23 protein-coding genes and 1 pseudogene are annotated in these 21,078 nt (G+C 58.0%); 13 read left to right on the top strand and 11 right to left on the bottom strand.

Annotated features, from left to right (window positions below; all coding sequences use genetic code 11):
• Positions 1-249 precede the first annotated feature (249 nt).
• Genes RPMA_RS12070 through RPMA_RS12060 form a run of 3 tightly spaced genes read left to right on the top strand, consistent with a single transcriptional unit; the run spans position 250 to position 2,446 of the window.
• Complete coding sequence (locus RPMA_RS12070; RefSeq protein WP_211913020.1) at positions 250-798, top strand: hypothetical protein; 549 nt, start codon at positions 250-252, stop codon at positions 796-798.
• A 20-nt stretch (positions 799-818) separates the two neighbouring features.
• On the top strand, positions 819-1,922 hold the full coding sequence (dinB, locus tag RPMA_RS12065) for a DNA polymerase IV (protein ID WP_211913019.1): 1,104 nt from the start codon (positions 819-821) through the stop codon (positions 1,920-1,922).
• Between the two features lie 2 nt (positions 1,923-1,924).
• Complete coding sequence (locus tag RPMA_RS12060; RefSeq protein WP_211913018.1) at positions 1,925-2,446, top strand: 2'-5' RNA ligase family protein; 522 nt, start codon at positions 1,925-1,927, stop codon at positions 2,444-2,446.
• A 500-nt stretch (positions 2,447-2,946) separates the two neighbouring features.
• On the opposite strand, the gene RPMA_RS12055 is transcribed toward RPMA_RS12060, so the two are convergent.
• Both RPMA_RS12055 and RPMA_RS12050 read right to left on the bottom strand, forming a co-directional pair.
• Positions 2,947-3,156: a hypothetical protein gene (locus tag RPMA_RS12055; protein ID WP_211913017.1), complete on the bottom strand. Its 210-nt coding sequence runs from the start codon at positions 3,154-3,156 to the stop codon at positions 2,947-2,949.
• 61 nt (positions 3,157-3,217) lie between these two features.
• Positions 3,218-3,787: a Clp protease/crotonase-like domain-containing protein gene (locus RPMA_RS12050; protein ID WP_211913016.1), complete on the bottom strand. Its 570-nt coding sequence runs from the start codon at positions 3,785-3,787 to the stop codon at positions 3,218-3,220.
• A gap of 123 nt (positions 3,788-3,910) precedes the next feature.
• Between RPMA_RS12050 and RPMA_RS12045 the strand changes: the two genes are divergently transcribed.
• Positions 3,911-4,096, top strand: coding sequence for a hypothetical protein (locus tag RPMA_RS12045; RefSeq protein ID WP_211913015.1), 186 nt, complete (start codon positions 3,911-3,913; stop codon positions 4,094-4,096).
• A gap of 50 nt (positions 4,097-4,146) precedes the next feature.
• Here the strand turns inward: RPMA_RS12045 and RPMA_RS12040 are convergent, their stop codons facing one another.
• Positions 4,147-4,299 (bottom strand): hypothetical protein, encoded by a 153-nt coding sequence (locus RPMA_RS12040; protein WP_211913014.1) that lies wholly within the window; start codon positions 4,297-4,299, stop codon positions 4,147-4,149.
• Positions 4,300-4,767: 468 nt separating this feature from the next.
• Between RPMA_RS12040 and RPMA_RS12035 the strand changes: the two genes are divergently transcribed.
• The 4 genes from RPMA_RS12035 to RPMA_RS12020 all read left to right on the top strand — a co-directional run bounded on the left by RPMA_RS12035 (position 4,768) and on the right by RPMA_RS12020 (position 8,513).
• Positions 4,768-5,079 (top strand): hypothetical protein, encoded by a 312-nt coding sequence (locus RPMA_RS12035; protein WP_211913013.1) that lies wholly within the window; start codon positions 4,768-4,770, stop codon positions 5,077-5,079.
• 382 nt (positions 5,080-5,461) lie between these two features.
• Positions 5,462-6,871 (top strand): glycogen synthase GlgA, encoded by a 1,410-nt coding sequence (glgA, locus tag RPMA_RS12030; protein ID WP_211913012.1) that lies wholly within the window; start codon positions 5,462-5,464, stop codon positions 6,869-6,871.
• Positions 6,872-6,890: 19 nt separating this feature from the next.
• A complete protein-coding gene (locus RPMA_RS12025; RefSeq protein ID WP_211913011.1) occupies positions 6,891-7,952 on the top strand; it encodes a glycosyltransferase family 4 protein in 1,062 nt (353 codons plus the stop codon).
• Positions 7,953-7,982: 30 nt separating this feature from the next.
• The gene (locus RPMA_RS12020) at positions 7,983-8,513 is read left to right on the top strand and encodes a DUF421 domain-containing protein (RefSeq protein ID WP_211913010.1); all 531 of its coding nucleotides are present in this window, start codon (positions 7,983-7,985) and stop codon (positions 8,511-8,513) included.
• Between the two features lie 28 nt (positions 8,514-8,541).
• On the opposite strand, the gene RPMA_RS12015 is transcribed toward RPMA_RS12020, so the two are convergent.
• A complete protein-coding gene (locus tag RPMA_RS12015; protein ID WP_211913009.1) occupies positions 8,542-8,712 on the bottom strand; it encodes a hypothetical protein in 171 nt (56 codons plus the stop codon).
• Positions 8,713-8,804: 92 nt separating this feature from the next.
• On the bottom strand, positions 8,805-9,509 hold the full coding sequence (locus RPMA_RS12010) for a Crp/Fnr family transcriptional regulator (RefSeq protein ID WP_211913008.1): 705 nt from the start codon (positions 9,507-9,509) through the stop codon (positions 8,805-8,807).
• Positions 9,510-10,118: 609 nt separating this feature from the next.
• Here RPMA_RS12010 and RPMA_RS12005 point away from each other — a divergent pair.
• Together RPMA_RS12005 and RPMA_RS28250 are read left to right on the top strand one after the other, a co-directional pair.
• Positions 10,119-10,316 (top strand): hypothetical protein, encoded by a 198-nt coding sequence (locus RPMA_RS12005; RefSeq protein ID WP_211913007.1) that lies wholly within the window; start codon positions 10,119-10,121, stop codon positions 10,314-10,316.
• A gap of 86 nt (positions 10,317-10,402) precedes the next feature.
• Positions 10,403-10,537 (top strand): hypothetical protein, encoded by a 135-nt coding sequence (locus RPMA_RS28250; RefSeq protein ID WP_256438240.1) that lies wholly within the window; start codon positions 10,403-10,405, stop codon positions 10,535-10,537.
• Between the two features lie 85 nt (positions 10,538-10,622).
• Here the strand turns inward: RPMA_RS28250 and RPMA_RS12000 are convergent, their stop codons facing one another.
• From RPMA_RS12000 to RPMA_RS11990, 3 genes are all read right to left on the bottom strand, one after another.
• Positions 10,623-13,475: a PAS domain-containing protein gene (locus tag RPMA_RS12000; RefSeq protein ID WP_249225643.1), complete on the bottom strand. Its 2,853-nt coding sequence runs from the start codon at positions 13,473-13,475 to the stop codon at positions 10,623-10,625.
• A 111-nt stretch (positions 13,476-13,586) separates the two neighbouring features.
• On the bottom strand, positions 13,587-13,775 hold the full coding sequence (locus RPMA_RS11995; RefSeq protein WP_211913006.1) for a hypothetical protein: 189 nt from the start codon (positions 13,773-13,775) through the stop codon (positions 13,587-13,589).
• Between the two features lie 210 nt (positions 13,776-13,985).
• Complete coding sequence (locus tag RPMA_RS11990; RefSeq protein WP_211913005.1) at positions 13,986-14,165, bottom strand: DUF2934 domain-containing protein; 180 nt, start codon at positions 14,163-14,165, stop codon at positions 13,986-13,988.
• 191 nt (positions 14,166-14,356) lie between these two features.
• Between RPMA_RS11990 and RPMA_RS11985 the strand changes: the two genes are divergently transcribed.
• The gene (locus tag RPMA_RS11985) at positions 14,357-15,367 is read left to right on the top strand and encodes an NAD(P)-dependent oxidoreductase (RefSeq protein WP_211913004.1); all 1,011 of its coding nucleotides are present in this window, start codon (positions 14,357-14,359) and stop codon (positions 15,365-15,367) included.
• 34 nt (positions 15,368-15,401) lie between these two features.
• Positions 15,402-15,848, top strand: coding sequence for a DUF1810 domain-containing protein (locus tag RPMA_RS11980; protein WP_211913003.1), 447 nt, complete (start codon positions 15,402-15,404; stop codon positions 15,846-15,848).
• 9 nt (positions 15,849-15,857) lie between these two features.
• On the opposite strand, the gene RPMA_RS11975 is transcribed toward RPMA_RS11980, so the two are convergent.
• Positions 15,858-16,628: an exodeoxyribonuclease III gene (locus RPMA_RS11975; protein WP_211913002.1), complete on the bottom strand. Its 771-nt coding sequence runs from the start codon at positions 16,626-16,628 to the stop codon at positions 15,858-15,860.
• 392 nt (positions 16,629-17,020) lie between these two features.
• Positions 17,021-17,530 carry a YciE/YciF ferroxidase family protein gene (locus tag RPMA_RS11970; protein WP_211913001.1) on the bottom strand — a complete coding sequence of 170 codons (510 nt, stop codon included), beginning with the start codon at positions 17,528-17,530 and terminating at the stop codon, positions 17,021-17,023.
• 131 nt (positions 17,531-17,661) lie between these two features.
• On the opposite strand from RPMA_RS11970, the gene RPMA_RS11965 reads away from it, so the two are divergent.
• Entirely contained in the window at positions 17,662-18,063 is a 402-nt protein-coding gene (locus tag RPMA_RS11965; RefSeq protein WP_211913000.1) for a DUF2177 family protein, read from the top strand.
• 265 nt (positions 18,064-18,328) lie between these two features.
• On the opposite strand, the pseudogene RPMA_RS28245 reads toward RPMA_RS11965, so the two are convergent.
• Positions 18,329-20,742, bottom strand: a pseudogene (locus RPMA_RS28245) (PAS domain S-box protein).
• Positions 20,743-21,078: the final 336 nt, after the last annotated feature.

The raw sequence follows: 21,078 nt of genomic DNA, 5'->3' as shown, positions 1-21,078 counted from the left end.
TGAAATATTGTTCTTGATTTGTTCTAATGCGTCGGATGAGTCAATGCCCTCTTAGCGCCGTCTGGTTGAGCCAACACGGTATGATCAGAGGAACCTTCTGAGATGCTGCGAGGATTCCGTTCAGACATTATTTTGACGCAACGCGGTTCGTCCAACAAAGCTGTATGACGATCTGACTGTCGCCCTCAACGATAGAGGCTTTCACCGGCGAAGCTTTGACGAAGGGCCACCGAAACAAGATGGACTTCAGTGCCAATACCTCTTTTAAACGCGCTGCAAGATTACAGGGCCAATCCCGATCCGCTCGCAGCCCTCGCCAACACGGTCGCACTCGTCATCGCTGGCAACCAGCCGTTCTATCCCTTGTATCTTCACGCCATCGTCGGACATTCTGCTTGGCCAGCGTGGATCACTCTCATCACGATGCCGATTTTCGCGATTGTACCTGCTCTCTCCCGGCGCAACTCGCTGATGGGCCGCGCCTTACTACCGACGATCGGAACGGCCAACGGAGTACTTGCGGTCAAATTGATCGGAGCCGACACCGGCGTCGAGCTCTTTTTGTTACCATGCGTTTTGCTTGCAGCGCTTCTGTTCAGGCCCAGTGAGCGACACGTGATGCTTGCTGTCCTAGCCCTGCCGTTTGCCGCATACCTCTTACTGAACCCCGCCGTCGCGCCGCCGCTCGCAACTTACAGCGCGGCCGAATATCGATCTATCATCTCGATGCACGGGTTCAGCGTGGCTTGTCTATTCGCATTGATCGGCTTCAGCTTTCCATCCGCGAAAGCCGCGTAACGAAATCAAGATGATCAGCGATGCCAGCATCCGATAGCGAAGATGGGCCTATCTCGCCCCAGTCTCGTAAAATCATTCATATCGACATGGACGCCTTCTACGCGTCAGTCGAGCAGCGGGACAATCCGGATCTTCGTGGCAAGCCCGTAGCGGTTGGCGGCTCGCGGGAGCGCGGGGTTGTGGCGGCGGCAAGCTACGAAGCGCGCAAATTTGGCGTTCGGTCGGCTATGCCGTCGATCACCGCCAAGCGCCAATGTCCCGATCTCATCTTCGTGAAGCCACGCTTCGAAGTCTACAAGGAGATCAGCCAGCAGATCCGTGCAATTTTCGCCGAGCATACGCCAATCATCGAACCTCTTTCGTTGGACGAAGCTTACCTCGACGTAACCAAGAACCTGCAAGATATCCCTCTAGCGCGCGATATTGCTCTCAAAATACGCGCAAAGATCAAGCAACAGACTGGTCTCAACGCTTCGGCCGGGATCTCTTACAACAAATTTCTTGCGAAGCTCGCCTCGGATTACCGCAAGCCCAACGGTCAGTACGTCATCTCTCCAGAGATGGGCCCGGCGTTCGTCGAAAACCTTGCCGTCGGCAAATTCCACGGCATCGGCCCTGCGACCGCGACGAAGTTCAACGCGCTCGGCATCCGGACGGGGCTCGACATCCGCAATCAGACGCAAGCCTTCCTCGAGGCTCATTTCGGAAAGTCGGGGACCTACTACTACTGGATCGCGCGCGGCATCGACGAACGGCCCGTTCGGGCGAATCGGATCCGCAAATCAGTCGGCGCTGAGAATACCTTCTTCGAGGATTTGACTGAACTCAACACAATGGTCGAGGCACTACAGCCGCTCATCGATAAGGTCTGGCGACATTGTGAAGCAACCGGCAATAGAGGCCGCACGGTTACGCTGAAGGTCAAGTTCTTTGATTTTGAGATTATGTCGCGAAGCCGGTCCACCGAAACCTTGATCGGAAACCGGGACGATTTAGGTCTCGCCGCCGTTCAATTGCTGAAAACCGCGATGCCGCTCCCAAAACCTGTACGTCTGCTCGGCGTATCTTTGTCGTCCCTTCAGAGAACTGACGAAGAAGCAGAGCAACTTGGACTGCCCATTTAGTGATGAAACAGACTTCTTATCCGACATTCATCCTCACGGCAGAACTCGATGCCGAAATTTTTTCCTGGTTGGACGGCCTACGCCGAAAGCACTTCCCGCAAAGTCGTAACGTACTCTCGGCACATCTAACGATGTTCCATCGACTAGCGCCGCAGCAAATCGAGCGCATTCTCACAACGGCCCTTCCCCAACAAAAAATTGACCTGACTTTCGACTCAGTGAGGTTCTTGGGATTTGGCAACGCCATAAGCGTCAGTTCGACCGCATTTGAGCAGCTAAGGCACAAGCTGAAAGATGCTATCGGCGATGGATTGTCGCGCCAGGATACTCAGCGTTGGTCGCCGCACGTGACCGTTCAGAACAAGGTGACCGCTGAAACTGCACAGAAGCTTTACAGCGATCTTAGCGATGAGTTCCTTCCTCGTAATGGGCAGGCTTATGGGTTGCTGGTGTGGGAATATCTCGGCGGGCCATGGAGATTGATACACTGCAAACACTTTAAACCTTTTGGTACCCTTCCCTAAGGGACTTGACGCTGATCGCAAACTGAACGCTCAAAGACGATATTCGGGATTTCGCTCGCATTTTCCGGCGGTGGCAGGCGGGTCGTAGATCTTCAATAAGGCGCCCTCCATACCCTCTCGAAAAAAGCCCGCCGTACAGGCGGGCTTGCTCGGTCTTAACTTTGTTCAGTCGCAATGGCTCAACGGCTTCCTCCGCCTGCACCACCTGCGGCCCCTCCGACGCCCGATGATCCCGAACCTCCGGTGCCACCGCCGATGCCAGCCGTTGACCCGGCGCCGGCAGATCCAGCGCCCACCGCACCCGCATTGGCCGGACCACCGGGCCCGTTTGTAACGCTACCAGGGTTAGATCCAGTGGTGGACGTTGAAGGGCCACTTTGAGCCGCCGAGTTGGTCGGAGATGTTGGCGCCGTGCTTTGGCTGGTTTGAGCGTATGCCGCAGACGAAAAAATCAGCGCGCCGGCGATTAAAACTGCTTTGTTCATGGCTTGCCTTTTCCGTTACTTCGCGCCACCACCAGCCGAACTGGCAGAACCTTTGGCGGAGCTGGCCGGGCTGTTCTTCCCGCCCATCGAATTAGCGTTATTCGTGCCGCCGGCCTTGCTGCTCATCATCTTCGATGACGCTTTCCGGGGTTTGGCGTCTGCGACGCTTGCAGTCAGACCAGCAGCGATCGTGGCCACGGCAAGAACAGAGAGAAATTTCTTCATGATGGACCTCCCTTTGTTGATTGCCTTGAAACAAAGCGCATCGTGCTAAGTTCCTGCACGTTCAAAGGACGGCCTCGATCAGTCCGAGGTCTTTCGCTTCTTGCGCCTCCAGATACCAATTACTTGGCGCTCTCGCGATCACCTCATTCAATGCGACCTGCGATCCGCGGACGAGGTTTGCAAAACCCTCGTTTTGTATTGCGATCGAACACTCGATCTCATTAATCGTTGCCTGGACGCTGGCCAAGCAGGCCGTCAGGGGGCCATCTATTGTGAGGGTCTTCGACAACTTGCGTTCGTGGACCATGAGGCGGCTACCCCGCGTCACAAATCTGTTCTCGCGGGCGAAAAAGCTCATGAAGGTGACACCCGCCGAATAAATCGCTGCTTTTCCCAAGAAGACCAACCTGCGATTTGGAGAAATTTCCGAATGGAAGCGGATATCTTCTCCCATCATGCGCGCAACTTCGGGGTCTCCTCCAAGCGTTGAAAGCTCGCACACCACGAAATCCCTGGCATTCGCGGCATCAAGCTGGCTACGAAACGCCTTGTACATCTCATAGTCCACGACGCCTGAGAGCAAGATCGCTGGTGAACTGAAATCCTGTGGGGCCAGCATTGCTGTCGCCATGCTAATCTTGTCCTTTTTGCAGTGCGTGCGTTGCCATCGAACGTCTCCCTCTTAATTGAGTTCCTGACCCGGGGATCGTTTCCGGATGATGCGAGTTCATCGTCCCCAACACAGGAGAGAACCATGAGTGTCGAAGGCAAGATCAAGGAAGGCGCTGGGTTTGTGAAGGAAGAGCTTTACGAACACGGCAAAGACCCGGAGAGCAAGAAGAAGGCTCAAGAAGGCCGCGAGCTGCGCAACGAAGGCCGTGTCGAAGATGGCAAGGCGCCCAAAACTGCCCCGCCCGGCTCTGGTCACCCGGAAAAGTAACCCTGCGCTCGCAAGAAAATAGGCCGCCCTCGTGGGGCGGCCTATTCATTTCACTCAAGTGGTTGATCGTCTTCGTTCGGCGGCTCCGATTTCGGCGTGCAAATGTCGCCGTCTTCCTCAAGCACTAGGTCGCGATTTTTCTCGGCCTTCGGCTCAGGCTTCAGGTCATCAACAATCAGCGACTGTGTCTTGTAGAGGATCACTCTCAACCTCCCATTGTTGTTCTGGAGAGGCAAAACGAGAATGGCGCATATGCGTTCCAGCATAAAAGTAGCTGACACGAGCCGGTAGGAACAATGCTCCCCTAGCTATTGTTCATCCGCCGATCACACTTCACGGAGTAAACATGTCATCCGAAAGAGAACCCGCAGTAGCCGAGCACGAAACGCCGGCAACCGACCACACGCCTGAACCAGCGCGCAAGTTAACCATCGGGCTGGCCGCATGGATTTTATTCGGCGGTTTGGCAGTCCTCGCCGTTTATGGGTTCTTCTTTCGCTGAGGATGGCGGCCGAAGGCCAAGAGCACTTTGAGTCGGCCGGCGATGCGCGGCCTCGAATGAGTCAGCGGGAAGATGTGTACGGAACTGGACAGACATCGCTATGTAGGTAGTCCAAAATGGACACGAACTAGAATTACCGTTACGCAGCGATGCCGTGAGGATTTGTGGCTTGAGTACCTATCTTGAAGAGCGCATCATCTTCGCGGAGCGGTTCCAAGCCCGCACCTTGGACTTTCGTGGTCGGATAGCATTCGCCAGATATGACGAATGCGAATTCGTAAAATGCACGATTCTGATCGATGATCAGACAGAGAACCTTGCCTTCACCCATTGCTCTTTTGAAGACTGCAATATTTCGGAGCTCTCGTCCGATAACGACCGTGCTGTCTTGTCTTTAGACAACATTTTCAAGCTTCCAATCGAAGCCCGGACAGCAGACCTGACCAAGCGCCTGACGGAAGCCTTGTCGGCGAAGAACTAAGCTGCGTCTCGTTGCACGAAATAGCAGCGTTCGCTCGCCCAGAATTTCCACTAAGGCCGAACCTTTTCGACCACCAAGCGTCTCCTTTCTGTGGGTGGTCCCCCAAGCGCCCACGCCCCGACAGAGAGCCCCGTTTTCCCCGGCGGGGCTTTTTGTCGTTTTGGCCAAGCGATGGACCGCGATCGGGCTCAATTATTCTCTTGGTAACCCTTCGAACGCGCCTCATGAGAGACGTGGCTGGTTACGGCCGCTGAAAGTATAGCCACGCATTTTTTCGCTGCGGTGCGGAACGAAAATCGCTTTCCCGCATTTGAGGCTCGGCTCGCCCTTTCGGGGCGTTCGGGGCTTCCATGACAAAATATTCAAGTACGGACCATACGCGATGAGGATCCTCTTCGCGACTCCGGAGACGTGCGACTTCGTTCAGGTAGGCGGTCTTGCAGCCGTGTCAGCGGCCCTACCCCGCGCCCTTTTGCCCTTTTCAGATATTCGGATCGTGGTGCCAGGTTATCCGCAGGTCCTACGTGGACTCGATGACCTGAAGGTCGTCGGTCGCTGTGCTGGATATGCCGGGTTGCCTTCCTTCCGGATAGGACTGGGACACTCCACTGACGGAATGCCCTATTACGTCGTCATGTGTCCTGAGTTGTTCGAGCGTCCGGGCACGCCCTATGGAGATGCCCGCGGCATCGACTGGCCCGACAACGACGTGCGCTTCGCGACGTTCTCATATGCCGCAACCAAGATCGCGGTCGGCGATGCGGACAAAAATTGGTCGGCAGACCTTATCCATGCCAATGATTGGCAATGTGCGCTGATCCCGGGCTATCTCGAATGGTCCAATCGGCCACTGCCGACCGTGTTCACGATCCACAATCTCGCCTATCAGGGCGTTTTCTCTCAAGATGCGCTCCCCCGCCTCGGGATCCCCGATCATGCCTTCCACATGGACGGCGTTGAATTCTATGACCGTTTGTCATTCCTGAAGGCTGGTCTGGTTTACTCCTCCCATCTGACGACCGTCAGCCAAACATATGCGAACGAGATTACCACGCCCGAGTTCGGATGCGGTCTCGAAGGCATCCTCCGCAAACGAGCGGATCAGAACGAACTTTCGGGTATCCTGAACGGCATTGACGAAAGCTGGGATCCGCGTACCTGCACGTCCCTGACCCGCAACTTCGATGCCGGGGATTGGCGCAAGCGCTCCCAGAACGCCCGGGAAATCCGACGGCAATTCGGCCTGGCCGTATCGCGTGGTCCGCTCTTCGCGCTGGTCGCTCGCCTCGTACACCAAAAGGGCGTCGATCTTGTCATCCAGAACGCCAAGGCGATCGTCGATGCCGGCGGACAGATCATCGTTACCGGCAAGGGCGAAGAACGCTTCGAGCAGGCCTTGCGGCAGGTTCAGATAGACCATCCCGGATCCGTTGCGGTGAAAATTGGCTTCGATGACGAGGAAGCGCGCCGCATTTTCGCAGGGAGCGACTTTACGCTGATGCCGTCTCGCTTCGAACCGTGTGGCCTCAGCCAGATGTACGCCCAGCGTTTCGGATCGCTCCCCATCGGCCATCGCACAGGCGGCCTGGCAGAGACAATTCTCGACGGCCAGACTGGCTTCCTGTTCGAAAGCCCCTCTTCGCACGGACTTCTGAGCAGCGTCTGTCGCGCGTTCTCGACCTTTGGCGCGAGGGATCGCCTCGACCGCATGCGGCGGGCCGCCATGGGACAAGCCTTCAGTTGGACGAATCCGGCCAAAGCCTACGCATCTCTCTATCAGTCAGCCATGTAGCAGCAGAACGGACGGCGTCATGAAGATCGCCCAGATTGCTCCTCTTGCCGAAAGCTGCCCTCCGAAGCTCTACGGAGGGACCGAACGTATCGTCTCCTATCTGACCGAGGAACTCGTGCGGCTCGGCCACGAAGTAACACTCTTCGCCAGCGGAGATTCCGTTACTAACGCGGACCTCGTGCCATGCGCGAAGACAGCCCTTCGCCTCGACCCCACGATCCGCGACATGCTGCCGTATCACATCGCGATGCTTGATGAGGTTTCTCGGCGGCTGGACGATTTTGACATCGTGCATTTCCACATCGACTACCTGCACTATCCGATGATGCGTCCCTTTGCCGATCGGATGCTAACGACATTGCATGGCCGCCTCGACCTTCCTGACGCTGGGCCATTCTACAAAGCGTTCCCGGAATTGCCGTTGGTATCGATATCGGACGCCCAGCGCGCGCCCATGCCGCCGGTCAACTGGCTCGCGACGATCTATCACGGTCTTCCCAAGGATTTGCTGCCGTTCAATCCTGCACCGACGTGCGGCTATGCAGCCTTCCTCGGCCGCATCTCGCCGGAAAAGCGGCCTGATCGCGCTATCGAGATCGCAGCACGCGCGGGCATTCCTCTCAAGATGGCAGCCAAGGTCGATCAGGCGGACAGGAAATACTGGGACGATGTCATCGGGCCGATGGTCGAGGCTCATTCGAACGTCGAGTTCGTCGGCGAGATCAATGAGCACCAGAAGGCAGAATTCCTCGGGAACGCCACTGCGCTGCTGTTTCCGATCGACTGGCCAGAGCCTTTCGGGTTGGTCATGATCGAAGCCATGGCATGTGGAACGCCAGTGATTGCCTTCGCCAACGGCTCCGTTCCGGAAATCATCGACGACGGACTGACCGGGTTCGTCGTCGGGTCTACGGACGACGCGGTTTCCGCACTTCAGAACATCAATCGATTGCCACGTGCTGCGGTCCGACGTCAGTTTGAGGAACGGTTCACCGTCGAGCGGATGACACAGGATTATCTCGCCGCCTATCGCCATCTGCGCCCGGATGTTCGTCCGACACTTGAGCTAGTCTCCGCCTGATCCCGCCCCTTCTAAGTCGCGGACGTTGATTTGATCGACTGGCATGCCATCTTCGTACCGGAAAACTCCGTCCACGAGGTCATACTTCGCGGTACGCTTATCTACTTCCTGCTCTTTTTCGTGCTGCGTTTCTTCCTGAACCGGCAAGCGGGGGCCATCGGCATCCCGGACATCCTCGTGGTTGTGCTTGTGGTCGAATCGACGACCGATGCGCTGGGCGAAAACAAATCCGTCACCGAGGCCGCCATCCTCATTCTGACTGTGATGTTCTGGAGCTACGGCCTGCAGTGGCTCGCATACCGGTTCCCAAAACTGGAAGTCCTGTTAACGTCGTCGAAGGTCAAGCTCATCGAGAACGGCAAAATGCTGCGCAAGAATATGCGAAGAGAGCTTGTCACCGAAGAGGAGCTTATGGCCCTTCTGCGAACGCAGGGCGTTGATGATCCTAAGAATGTTAGGCTCGCCTGCTTGGAAAGCAGCGGCGACATCAGCGTTGTGACCGGAGAACCGGAAACTTCTCAAAACGGTCATGCGAACAAGGGAAAAGAAGCGGCTATCTGAGGCGCGGAAGCGAGCTCCGCCTAAGTTCTCAATTCGGATCAGCGCTGATTGGGTCGTTTGCCGCATAATCATCGCGGTCGGCTTCATGCAGTAGCCTGACGAAATCTGCCAATGCAGATCGGTCCACAAACGCTGGAATATCGTCCCCCGGCGCTGTTCCGGCCTGCGTGGTCACAAAGCTTCTCAACCATTGCAACATCGATTGATTTCCCCTGGTCCGGGAAACGGGCAATGTCGCAAAACGTTCCAGATCATGATCCATCCTTATGGAGGCATCTGGATCGGCAAAGCCTACTCTTCGTTGAATTCGGCCTGAAACAGCCGGCTGTAATGTGACGCGATTTCCGCGTCGCACCCGCATGAAGACTGGCGAACTTTCTCGCCACTAAGAATCGAAATATCGCCCCGCCGATATTCGATCGCCCCTGCCTTTTGCAGCGCAAGCGCTGCGTCAGTCACGGTCGTCCTACGCACCCCAAGCATTTGAGCAAGCGTGTTCTGCGTCAAACTGATTTCGCTACCCGCATGTTGCTGTAATCGTAGAAGCCAGGATCCCAACCGTGCTGGTGCCTCGTGCAAAGCACTGCATGCGGCAGTTTGCTGGACCTGCGCTAGGAAAAACTGCTCATATGCCAAAGACCTTTTACGGAATTCCGGCATCTGCAGGAGGAGGTCCCTTAGCCGTGACATCGTTAGAACGAAGGCTGAGCCGCCGGTGATCGCACTCACGCCATAGAGGCAGACGCGATCGTCAAGCGACATGCCTGCACCGAGAAGCCCGTCGGAGCCGATGAGCCCGGTGCAGAACGTTGCGCCTTCGCTGATCTGAAGATCCACCGAAAGCACACAGTCGATCGGGAGATAGGCAATCTCAAGCTTTGAATGAGGGCGAGCGAGGGTCGCCCCTCTCTCTAATTTGACCTCGGTCAGATGCGGCTTGATCAGATCACGCGTCTTGATTGGCACCGCCGACAAAAATTCACTGACTTGAGCCATAGCGCACCTCTGTTTCTTGGTGTGCAACGTCACAATCAACGTAAAGGTTCACTCCGAGAACCCTCCGCTACCTCCTCTCGCCCTACGATGACGCGACAATTCGTTGCTGCAACGCAGGCGTCGAGAAATTGCCCCGACCTTGGAAGATCGCGTACTGACAACGGATGATTATTGATCAGGTGCTTTTTCAAGTAGGCGATAATTGCAGGCTTAACGCACTTGGACGCACACGCAGTCCCCGGACGACCTGGCAAACCGCCGTCGTTGTCAGCGTCTTGGGTAACGGCAGATGATATCGAGTACTACCCAATGGCCGTACAGAGCCAGCCCGCATCCATGGGACCTATCTGAACTCATTCCAGTGACGACTGACTAAGGATCGATGTGTCGCCAAAGCGACATATCCCGGAGCCCCGTACGGTCTGATTGGGCCCGATTACCTCCAACGCACACGAGAGCGTGTGGCATGGTGTCTACAACCCTTCAGTCGCTGGACATTTCGAAGACTTAAGCGCTTGCTCAAGCCATCATCGCAAGGCACTTGGTAATTATCGGTGATGAGATCGCTCAGGCGTTCCCGCCCTCCTCCTATAAGGAAGGGAAACGCGCATGAGCATCACACGCCTTTTCAAAGACATCGACGGCCGTGAAATCCTGCTTGAGCAGGCAAAGCTCCTCCGTGAGCGAGCATCAAAGATGCCTCACGGCGTTGAGCGGGAGCGATTGATCAAGGCGGCTCGTTTATCCGAAGCACAAGCCAACGGTGGCCGTTGGGCGGAATCGACCGAGCTGCGACCGCCGGGTTGAGGACGAAATGAAGCCCCTTAAGCAGAAAGTGGACCGAGGCGGATACCGCGCGACTGCGTGAACTTGCCGAACAGGGAGCAACTGCTATGCGTGCAGCAGCAGCTCTCGGACGTCGGACCGAGGCAGTGAAAAAGGCCGCTCGGCAGCACGGGCTCAAGCTCATTGGCACGCTTGAAGCGAAAGCTGCCGTCCGCAAGATCGAAGAATCAGAAATCCGTTGAACGTTGTATCTCCTCATAGAGCATGAGCTCCGTGGTGGAGGACCATCAGCTGCGGGCGGGCGCAGGCGCGAAACTGAAAACTGAACTACACCCCATCCATGATGTCCTGGATCTTCGTCGCGAGGACTTCCATGGCAAAGGGTTTGGTCACGAGTGCCATGTTCGGCGAAAGCTGGCCGTTTCCGATGACTGCGTTTTCGGCGAAGCCAGTGATGAAAAGCACCTTCAATTCCGGAAGCATGCCGACCATGGTGTCGGCAACCTGTCGGCCGTTCATTCCGCCCGGCAATCCCACGTCGGTGATCAGAAGGTCAATAGTGGGCTTTCCCTCGATCAATCTCAGCGCGCTTGGCCCGTCTATCGCCTCGATCACATCATAGCCAAGCTCCTGCGCAACTTCGACAACGAGCATGCGAACGGTTGGCTCATCATCAACCACCATAACGCGTCCGGCGCCGAACGAAGGCCTAAGGGAATTCAAGATGGATTCATGGTCCACTGCCCCGGCATCCACCGCGTTGCCGTCTGATAGATACCGAGGAAGATAAATGCACATCGTCGTTCCCAGACCGACCTCTGTATAAATCCGGACCTGGCCGCCAGATTGGCGCGCGAACCCATAGATCATCGACAGTCCGAGTCCTGTCCCTTCGCCCATCGGCTTTGTGGTGAAGAAGGGCTCGAAGGCATGCGCCGCCACGTCCTCGCTCATCCCCGTCCCCGTGTCGGTGACGCAGATCGAGACATACTGCCCCGCTTCGAGATCACGCTCCCGCGCCGCGCGTTCGTCCAACCACTTGTTGGCGGTTTCGATCGTGATACGGCCGCCTTCCGGCATGGCATCACGGGCATTGATGCACAGATTGAGAATCGCGTTTTCGAGCTGATTGGGATCAACCAGCGTCGTCCAGATTCCTGCCTTGCCGACGGTCTCGACCTCGATCTGCGGTCCCACCGTGCGACGGATCAGCTCTTCGATGCCGAACATCAATCGGTTGACGTCGGTCGGTTTGGGATCGAGCGTCTGTCGCCGCGCGAACGCCAGAAGACGATGCGTGAGCGCGGCTGCCCGTCGTACAGCGCCTTGAGCGGCCACAGAGTAACGCTCGAGTTCGTTGACGCGCCCTTGGGCGACGCGCAACTGGATCATCTCCAGCGCACCCGAGATGCCCGTCAGCAGATTGTTGAAGTCGTGGGCAAGGCCACCGGTCAGCTGTCCGACAGCCTCCATCTTCTGCGACTGCCGTAATGCCTCCTCCGCACGGTCGCGCTCGGCCGCAGTCTCCTCGACCTCCTCGGTCAGCCTTTGCCGGTCCTGCTGAAGCTGACGTTCCACGGCTTTTCGGGCAGAGACGTCCAGCATGGCGCCCACCATCCGGATCGGCGCGCCGCCCTCATCCCGCAAGACATAACCGCGGTCCAGGACGTCGGCGTAGGTCCCGTCAGCTCTGGCGAACCGATACTCGTCGCTCCAGTCGGTTCCCTTGCCGTCGATAACGGCATGGATACTCACATCGATACGAGCGCGGTCGTCGGGATGGATATGCTCGATCCACCATTCGCCCGTCGGCTCCACATGCGCGAGGTCGTGACCATAGACATGCGTCAGCGCGACATTCCAAGTCACATGGTTCGAGCGGAAATCCCAGTCCCAGACCGCATCATTCGTGGCGCGGCCGGCGAGCCTCAACCTTTGCTCCACCTCCCGCAACGCGGCCTGGCTCTTCCTGTCGGCCGTCACATCCTGAACCGTGCCGATCAGGCGCATCGGTACATCGCCCTCGAACACCGCGCTTCCGCGAGCATGGATATGGCGTTCGATCCCGTCCTCGATCCCGATTGTTCGGTATTCCGTATCAAAGATCCGAGCGCCATGCGGGTCCAAAGCAGCGCTTACGGCGGCGTCGGCGTTTGCACGATCCTCGGGGTGAAGGCCTGCAAGGTAAGCTGTCTCGTAGCTCACCGGGGCGCCGGGATGAAGGCCGAACAGCTCGCGGCAGCGGTCGTCCCATTCGAGGCGGCCTGTCTGGGGCCAGAAATCGAATTGCCCAAGGCGAGCAGAGCGCGTCGCCAATTCCAGCTTCTCGCGGCTCGCAGCCAACGATGCCCGCGCCTCGTGCGCCTGGGTTACATCGGACGCTGTCCCGAACCATTCCACGATCTCACCACCGGCATCGATGATGGGAACAGCTCGTGACGACGTCCAACCGATGCTGCCATCGGCACGGCGGACCCGATGTTCAAGGAAGAATGGAGTTTTATTGCCGATCGCATCGGCAATGGCGCTCAGAACCGTCGGCCGCTCGTCTTCCGGAACGTGGGTTTCAAGCCAGCGCACCGAAAGCTGGTCGTTGTCCGCCAGAAAACCGCGTCCATCCAGCGGATGCATTTCCTGCCAATCCGCGCTCATCCGATAGATCACGTCAGAGGTGGCGCTGAACAATGCGCGAAGCCGGGCCTCGCTTTCGGACAGCCTTGTTCTCTCCCGCTCAAGCTTTTGGGCATCAACGAATTTCCGCGTCGTATCCACGGCGATGTCGAGCATACCGACGATTTCGCCTGCGTCGTTGCGCAGCGGATTGTAGGAGAAGCTCCAATAGGTGTCCTCCGGATAGCCATTCCGGGTCATGACCAGATGGAGATCTTCAAATGCAACGGTCTCGCCAAGAAGCACCCGATCGATCATTGGCTTGAGTTCGTGCCAGATCTCCGGCCAGACCTCGTTTATCGGCCTGCCAAGCGCGGATGGATGTCGTGCGCCAAGGAACGGCGCATAGGCGTCGTTGTAGAGGAATGTCTGGTCTGGTCCCCAAGTCGCGCACATCGCGAAGCGGGACGACAGCATCAGATCAACCGCTGTGCGGAGCGAAATCGGCCAGTCCGCATGAGCAGAAAGCGGGGTCGCTGCCCAATCGAAATTTTTAATGGCCGCAGCCATCCCGATGTCCGTGGGCGGCGTTACTGTAAAAATCGAACTCATCTCAAAGGACTATTTGGTCGCCACTGGAAAGTCACGAACGACCAAAGGCTCGATACGGGTCCGAACATGTCAGTGAGCGAATTGCCCCGCTGTCTCGCGAGCAAACCTTAGCCCCTCAACAGCCAGTCTGTTGGCGTCCGTCTCGGCGCTGGTAGCCAGATACGACGTGACTGCTCGACGTAAATCCCGTTCCGCTTCCGGGCTGAGATTGGCGATCATGCCGTATGTCAGCATCACGCGGTCAATGGCTTCTTGCATGAGGACGCCCCCTGAAAAACTTTGAACGCAATTCCGGAACAAAAGTTCCGCCAAGCCTTCAAAGACGGGAGCGACGACCAAGGTTATGCGATGACCGATGCTTTGCGCGGGTGACCACCCTGAACAGATGTACGATAAGCGACATTTCGCACACGCACGAACTCTTGTGCCATATCTCTGTCGAACAGCTCAACGGTTGTAGCCCGCAACTCACTCCGGCATGGGCTTCGGGTTTTCTTCGGTGGGTGCAGGCTCATTGCCAGGCTCGTCAGCCTCGAGTTCGCTTTTCGCTTGGTGCCAGAACTCCTCATCCCTGCCGTCGGGCCTGCCTGCCTTGTCCCAAAGGGTGTGAGCGTATTCCCGGATTTGATCTTCGGAATAGGTCGGCATGTTGCCCCTCCGCGGGTCTGAGATCAGCATGGCTATACGACGAGCGTGAAAGCTTGCTCTTCCGGTTAAGTTCCCGTCGAGCAAGCCCGAGAGCCACCGTGCGTCACTTCGTCCAGACGTGATCGATAGGTGAAAACCGTCGAACGCAACGCTTCCTGCTTCGTTCGAACCTGCGTAGACGGGAGAACAGAATGAAGGTCACAGATCCGATCCTATTGACGGGCGGCAGCGGCGCCATTGGCACGCTAACGGCAAAAGCGCTTCGCTCGATCTATCCCGATGTTCCACTTTTGATCGGTGGACGCGACTTAGCGAAAAGTCGAGATGCGGCTGACGCCCTTGGCAACGCCGAGGGCGTCCGGATCGACCCACTCGCAAACGACCTCGGTCTTGGCAATCGACACCCAAGTGCTGTAGCAGTTTTCTATTCCGACGAAAGGCTTGCAAGCCTCCGTTTCGCCCACGGACGCGGCATTCCCCATCTCGGGATTTCCTCGGGCATCTTCGAGATTGCCCCGGAAGTTGCGACCTATATGCTCGCCCCCGGCTCAGCGGCCATCGTGCTTGGCTACGAATGGTTGGTCGGCGCGACCACGGTGGCAGTGAGGGAAGCCGCCAAGAGCTTCGGGCGGCTTCACGAGATCAAGATCGGCGCTTTAGTCGATGAAGAGGACAAAGGTGGCCCTGCAGTGGAGGAGGATTTCGAGCGACTTGCACGCTTGATGCCGGCCTCACTGACGCGTTGCGATGGCGCATATACGTGGCGCAGCGGTGATGATGCGAAAGCCGACTTCGCGGCTATTGACGGCACGAAGATGGAAGCCAACGGCTTTTCGTCGATCGATGTCGCGGGCCTGGCGGCGGCGACCGGAGCACAGACAGTGCAGTTCGATCTCGCAACGGGGATTACCTCTTCCCGTCGTCGCGGCGAACCCAAGTCAACGGAGATCATGATTTTGCTCAGCGGCGAAGATCACGATGGCCATCCTCTGCGCACGCGACACGCGGTCTTTCATCCCGGCGGGGCAGCCCCTCTGACCGCTCTCGGCGTCAGCATGATCCTCGAGCGGTTGACGGGCCTCGACGGCCACGCGCCAACGCCGCCGGGTTTGTATTTTCCGTTTCAGGTGGTCGATCATGCGACCTACCTAAGGCGACTGAACGCGGACGGCGGGAAACTCATCGCTGTGGAGTCAGAGTAAAGCGAACCACATCAGTATTCTAGAGGTTTAGACTTTGGATCAACAGACAACCGGTCGCTTCGATCTGCAGCGCTACGTCATCGCGCAGCAACCCATTTACGCCACTGCTCTCGCTGAGTTGAAGGACGGCGCGAAGCGGAGCCATTGGATGTGGTTCATTTTTCCGCAGGTCGAAGGTCTCGGACACAGCGCGATGGCGCAACACTATGCGATCCGGTCCATGGACGAGGCGACGGCGTATCTCGCCCATCCGTTGCTTGGAATGCGGCTCCTGGAATCAACAAAGGCCGTGCTCGGCATACGAGAAAAGTCAGCGCGTCAGATCTTTGGCTCGCCGGACGACGCAAAATTCAGGTCCTCCATGACCCTGTTTGATCGCACCGACCGCGGCGGCCCGTATAGAGAAGCCCTAGATCGCTACTACAATGGCGAGCACGATTCGGCGTCGGTTCGGATCATCGACGGATGGCAGCGGTCCTGAAGCGCAGACTTACGAGACGATGATCCAGGCGGGCGCATGATCGCTGGCATCGGCTTTTCCCCGGATCGGACGATCTACCCCAGCATCCTGTAGACGACCGGCCATCTGCGGATCCAAAAGTAGATGGTCGATGCGTAACCCTGCGTCCCGCTCGAACCGGCCGCGCCAATACGTCCAGAAAGTGTACGGTGTCGTGTCGGGATGCATCCTGCGAAGCGCATCCGTCCACCCCTTTTTGAGCAGTGCCGCGAATAGTTTACGGGCCTCGGGCTGAACGAGCGCATCCTTGTCCCACGATTTCGTGGGGTAGATATCATTCAGCGTTGGAACGACATTGAAGTCCCCGGCAAGCACGATCGGCGCACCGGTCTTGCGGAGGGTCACCGCATGACGGCTCAACCGTCTCAACCAGGCGAGCTTATAGTCGAACTTGGGGCCCGGGCGAGGATTACCGTTGGGAGCATAGAGACAAACCACGATGATCCCGTCGATGACGGCCTCCAGATAGCGGCTCTGCGCGTCCTTTGCGTCGCCGGGCAGCGTTCGACGAGTAACGATGATTTCCGAGCGGCGAGATAGAATGGCGACGCCGTTCCAGGTCCGCTGCCCGACCCATGCGGCCGAGTAACCTGCCTTGCGCAGGGCGACTTCGGGAAAGTCAGCTTGATCCGCCTTGAGCTCCTGCAGACAGACGATGTCCGGCTTCGACGACTTCAACCACGTGATCAGGTTCGGAAGGCGCTTGTTGACGTTGTTGATGTTGAACGTCGCGATTTTCATTGTCCCGGCTTTCGGCGACGTCGCAATCCTGCAAACCACTCGGCGTAAGGCGTGTTTCTCGCCATGTGGCGGTTCAGGTCCGGCGCTCCGTCGTCCCACCAGACAGGCCCCCGCTCCCCGAGTGAACGCTTCGCGACGTCCACGGCCTCGCGGGCTGCGGCCTCTCCCGCCCGGTCATGCCGTCCCCTTGCCTCCTTGACCGCCCGACGAGCCGCCATGAGCTCGGAGACTAGCGCCGTTTTTGTCTCGTTGGACAGCCGGGGATCCGCGAGGCGCCACAGCCGCCCGCGGACGACGAAATACCGCCCGTCGGGCGTGACCGGATGCTGCAACGTCATGGGCTCACCGGACGCCGATCCGCCGTGTATCGCAGCGGATCGGCGACTGCCGGGTCACGCCACCGCCTTCTTGTTCACGCCTTTGCGGAGAGCGATGTTGTTCAGCTTCGTGTTCGCCGCTTTCTCTTCGTTGAGGTTGGTGGTCAGCAGACGGACGACATCGTCGTGCCCGAGTTCCTCGGCCCACGCGATCAGCGTGCCGTAACGTGCGATCTCGTAATGCTCGACCGCCTGGGAATTGGCGACGATCGCGGCATCGAGGACGGCCTTGTCGGCGATCTCGCCGGCCGTCTCGTTGGCTTCCTTGATGATGCCGTCGATGGCCGGGCAGTCGGTCGCGCTCGGCTCCTTGCCTAACTTCTTGAAAACCTGCTCCAGGCGGCCGATCTGCTTCTCAGTTTCTTCGAGGTGCGCCTTCAGACCGGCGGCGAGATCACGATTCGTCGCCTGGTCGATCATTTTCGGCAGCGCCTTCGTAATCTGATTTTCGGCGTAGTAGATGTCCTGAAGACCATGGACGAACATGTCCTCCATCGTCTTGATGTCTTTGCTGAACAGTCCCATTGCATCCTCCTCGGTTATGCCGCCAGCCCGGCGGGCGCCCCTGCAACGCTATGCGACAAACAGCGTTCCCTTTCCAGGGCAGGAATCGGAACAGGTCGGGTCTTCTGCGGTTGAGCTGCTACGGAGGACCAATGCACTACGTTATCGTCTATTTGAGCACGCTTGCCATCCTGCTTCCCCTCGACTTCGCGTTTCTCGGCACTGTCGGCAAGAAGATGTATCAGTCACAAATCGGCGACTTGATGCTCGACACGCCGAGGCTGTCGGCAGCGGCCCTTTTCTACGCACTCTATCTCGCGGGAATCGTCGTATTCGTGAATGGCGCCACCCCCAGCAATTGGGCATCCAATCTGGCGGCCGGCGCTCTGTTTGGCCTCTTCTGCTACTCCACCTTCGCGCTGACCAACATGGCCATTCTCAAGCATTGGCAGTGGGCGCTAGTCGTTCCCGACATCGCCTGGGGGATGGTTGTCACGGCCGCGGCCGCTTCGCTCGGCGGACTGCTCGCCGGCTTCATCACTTCCCGCATCTGAGGGGCGCTGGATGTCCGACGCTTATGATTACTTCCTGTCTCACGCGATTGAGGCCACGCGAAAGGCAAGGTCGTTGCCGCGAGGACGTATCCGCGACAAGCAACGGACGGTCGCACGGGTCTACCATCTCCTGGCGAGGGAGGCCGCGTTTGGCCCGAACATTCAGCATCTGAACGACTACCGTGCCGCCCGCTCGGGCGAAAAACGGCTATAAGCCTGTAACTTAATCGATCTCTGGCTCGCTAGGCTCGTTGCGTCACGCCGGTTAGCGCTGCTCCTCCGGCAATCGGAGACGGCCACGCGAAGGGCCGCGCGTTTCCCCGATTGAGCGTCGCAGCACGCGCGAAAGCAGCTCAACTGAATATGGCTTCTGGATGAGCTCAAATCCCTCATGAGCGTTCTCTGCAAGAACGCTGCTATAGCCGCTCGTCAAGACTACGGGCAGTCCGGGATAGCGATCGCGAATGGTCGTCGCCAGCTCAACACCATTCATTCCCGGCATGATCACATCAGAGAAAACGAGATCGAAGGCGAGATCATCAGCTGCCAGCAACATCAGTGCATCATCCGCTGACCTCACCCATTCCGTCGCATATCCCAGATCCTGCAACAGCTCTGTCGAGAAAGTCCCGACCTCCGGGTTATCCTCGACAACCAATACGCGGTGTCCGATCCCACCCACCGTATCAACATGACCGGCGGAGATCGCGGCCGTAGCCGACGATGTGTCAGAGCGCGGCAGGTAGACCGTAAATGTCGCCCCCTCGCCGACGACACTTGTCACCACGACGTCGCCACCTGACTGTTTGGCAAATCCGAATACCTGGCTCAGGCCGAGGCCCGTGCCTTTGCCCACCTCCTTCGTGGTAAAGAAAGGCTCGAAGATGGTCTGCAGATATTGTTCAGGTATTCCCAGGCCGCTATCCGCGATCGTGACGGCGATAAAGTCGCCTGGCCGCGCCCCCTGCGCACGCACCTCAGGGATTGCACTGACATGCCCCACCGAGATGATAAGCCGTCCCTCACCGTTCATCGCGTCGCGGGCATTCACGGCGAGATTAACCATCGCGGTCTCGAACTGACCGATATCTGCCCGCGCAAACAAAATCTCTGCGGGCCTCCGAACTTCGATCCGGACACGTGCGCCAACGAGCGGACGAACAAGGCTCGCGACACTCTCGATCTGGCTGACGACATCGAAAGTCACCGGAGCCAGCGGCTGCCGCCGTGCGAACGCCAACAGTTGAGCCGTGAGACGGGATGCCCGATCGACCGTATCCGAAATCGCATCAACATAACCGCGGCGGCGCTCGTCAGGAAGATCTCGGCGGCGGAGAAAATCGGTCGCCGAGCGAATGATCGTCAGAAGATTGTTGAAATCATGCGCGACACCACCCGTAAGTTGCCCGACGGCCTCCATCTTCTGGGCTTGTCGAAGCGCTTCCTCGTTCACCCGCCGCTCGGTGGTATCGACCCCTTCTGCGAGCACCGCGGTGACACGGCCAGCCTCGTCAGTCACGGGTCGGAGTTCAAGATCGAGATGACGCCGTCCAATCGGAAGGTTCAGCTCCAGCTCCATCCGAGGCGACGAACCACCTGCTGCCTCGCGAAATGCTTGTTCGACCATCTTGGTGCTTAGCGGCGTCTCGCGAAACCAGAGGGTGTTCCAGAACGGTTGCCCAACAACGTCACTAAGCCGGGCATTGCCTGCAGCAAGCGCAGTCGCGTTGGCGTAGAGCACCTTTCCGTCAAGATCGAGCAACCCCTGATGCTGGTTCGTCGTTTCCAAGATCGCGCGAAGCTGTGACTCCCGGTTCCGAAGTTGACCGGTGCGTTGAACAACCAGGCTTTCCAAGCGATCGTTGACGGCCCGGAGATCAATCTCTGCTTGCTTCGCAGCGGTGACATCATGAGCCACCCCAATGAAACCGATGTGCTTGCCGGCAGGGTCCCAACGCGGCTGTGACTCCGATTTAACCCAGCGATACTGGCCATCGGCGTGGCGATACCGTGCTTCAAGGACAAACGGCTTGAGCGAAGCCTCGCCCGCCATGCTTTCTTTCACAACTCGAGCAGAATCATCGGGGTGCAGGATCGTGCGCCAGTCGAACGCCAGCGCTTGTTCGTATGGTACCCCACAAACTCGACGTAAGCACGGTTTGCAAAGCTTCTGGTTCGATCCAAGCGGGTGACCCAGATAGGGACAGGGGCGCTGTCGGCAATCAATCTGAAGCGCTCGTCGCTCTCCCGCAGCATTTCGCGGGCAATCGCGCGCTCGGTGATGTCGATATGCGCTCCGACCATGCGTACCGCGCGCCCACTCGAATCGCGCTCGATACGGCCCTCAGCGGCTATCCATCGCACCTCACCATCGCTCGGCCGAATGATCCGATATTCGGACGAATATCGATCTGCCTTGCTCTCCAAAACGTCGAAAAACTGCCGCTCGGCGCGGTCGCGATCATCTGGGTGAAGACGCGATGCCCAATCGCCATGGGTTTCATTGATCGCCTCTGGCGGGAGACCGTGTATCGCTAGATATTCGGGCGACCGCCGGTTGTGCATGCCGCCAACCAGATCGATCACGACACCGCCGACCTTCGCGATTCGCTGGGCCTCGGCAAGCTCGGCCTCCCGCTCTTTCAGCCTGCGCTCAGCCGCCGAAATGTCCTCGCCCATCCCACTCGCCCTACTCGGTCTATACGATGAGCCTAGCCCATCATCACGCGTGCCTCCAGCCAACTGTTCCCGGCCATTGCGGCGCGAAGGTCGCACCTTACTTATTGATAATCGTCTAGATGAACGGTCAGTTTGAGCCTGGGACCTCAATCGGGGGCGCTCTTCCTCTGGTCCGAGTTATTTCTCTCGGCAGGATGCTGGCCTGTGTCGGAAATCAGACCTAACACTGGGAAGCCAATCGGTCTAACCGATCGTTGCAGAAGCTTAGCGGCTGCATTAGCTCCATTTTTATCTCTTGATCGCCGCACGCAATGAGGACGTTAGCTTCCTATTCGC

The sequence above is a fragment of the Tardiphaga alba genome (assembly GCF_018279705.1).
Lineage (GTDB): Bacteria > Pseudomonadota > Alphaproteobacteria > Rhizobiales > Xanthobacteraceae > Tardiphaga > Tardiphaga alba.
Note: the sequence above shows the minus strand (reverse complement) of the source record. Positions and strands in the feature narration are given on the sequence as shown.

What these genes read in the sequence shown, in the direction of transcription:
- RPMA_RS12055 (WP_211913017.1), bottom strand. Translation starts at nt 3,156, where the DNA reads ATGAAGAAATTTCTCTCTGTTCTTGCCGTGGCCACGATCGCTGCTGGT.
- dinB (WP_211913019.1), top strand. Translation starts at nt 819, where the DNA reads ATGCCAGCATCCGATAGCGAAGATGGGCCTATCTCGCCCCAGTCTCGT.
- RPMA_RS11965 (WP_211913000.1), top strand. Translation starts at nt 17,662, where the DNA reads ATGCACTACGTTATCGTCTATTTGAGCACGCTTGCCATCCTGCTTCCC.
- glgA (WP_211913012.1), top strand. Translation starts at nt 5,462, where the DNA reads ATGAGGATCCTCTTCGCGACTCCGGAGACGTGCGACTTCGTTCAGGTA.
- RPMA_RS12060 (WP_211913018.1), top strand. Translation starts at nt 1,925, where the DNA reads ATGAAACAGACTTCTTATCCGACATTCATCCTCACGGCAGAACTCGAT.
- RPMA_RS28250 (WP_256438240.1), top strand. Translation starts at nt 10,403, where the DNA reads ATGCGTGCAGCAGCAGCTCTCGGACGTCGGACCGAGGCAGTGAAAAAG.
- RPMA_RS11985 (WP_211913004.1), top strand. Translation starts at nt 14,357, where the DNA reads ATGAAGGTCACAGATCCGATCCTATTGACGGGCGGCAGCGGCGCCATT.
- RPMA_RS11990 (WP_211913005.1), bottom strand. Translation starts at nt 14,165, where the DNA reads ATGCCGACCTATTCCGAAGATCAAATCCGGGAATACGCTCACACCCTT.
- RPMA_RS11975 (WP_211913002.1), bottom strand. Translation starts at nt 16,628, where the DNA reads ATGAAAATCGCGACGTTCAACATCAACAACGTCAACAAGCGCCTTCCG.
- RPMA_RS12005 (WP_211913007.1), top strand. Translation starts at nt 10,119, where the DNA reads ATGAGCATCACACGCCTTTTCAAAGACATCGACGGCCGTGAAATCCTG.
- RPMA_RS12045 (WP_211913015.1), top strand. Translation starts at nt 3,911, where the DNA reads ATGAGTGTCGAAGGCAAGATCAAGGAAGGCGCTGGGTTTGTGAAGGAA.
- RPMA_RS11995 (WP_211913006.1), bottom strand. Translation starts at nt 13,775, where the DNA reads ATGCAAGAAGCCATTGACCGCGTGATGCTGACATACGGCATGATCGCC.
- RPMA_RS11970 (WP_211913001.1), bottom strand. Translation starts at nt 17,530, where the DNA reads ATGGGACTGTTCAGCAAAGACATCAAGACGATGGAGGACATGTTCGTC.
- RPMA_RS12015 (WP_211913009.1), bottom strand. Translation starts at nt 8,712, where the DNA reads ATGTTGCAATGGTTGAGAAGCTTTGTGACCACGCAGGCCGGAACAGCG.
- RPMA_RS12025 (WP_211913011.1), top strand. Translation starts at nt 6,891, where the DNA reads ATGAAGATCGCCCAGATTGCTCCTCTTGCCGAAAGCTGCCCTCCGAAG.
- RPMA_RS12000 (WP_249225643.1), bottom strand. Translation starts at nt 13,475, where the DNA reads ATGGCTGCGGCCATTAAAAATTTCGATTGGGCAGCGACCCCGCTTTCT.
- RPMA_RS12010 (WP_211913008.1), bottom strand. Translation starts at nt 9,509, where the DNA reads ATGGCTCAAGTCAGTGAATTTTTGTCGGCGGTGCCAATCAAGACGCGT.
- RPMA_RS12050 (WP_211913016.1), bottom strand. Translation starts at nt 3,787, where the DNA reads ATGGCGACAGCAATGCTGGCCCCACAGGATTTCAGTTCACCAGCGATC.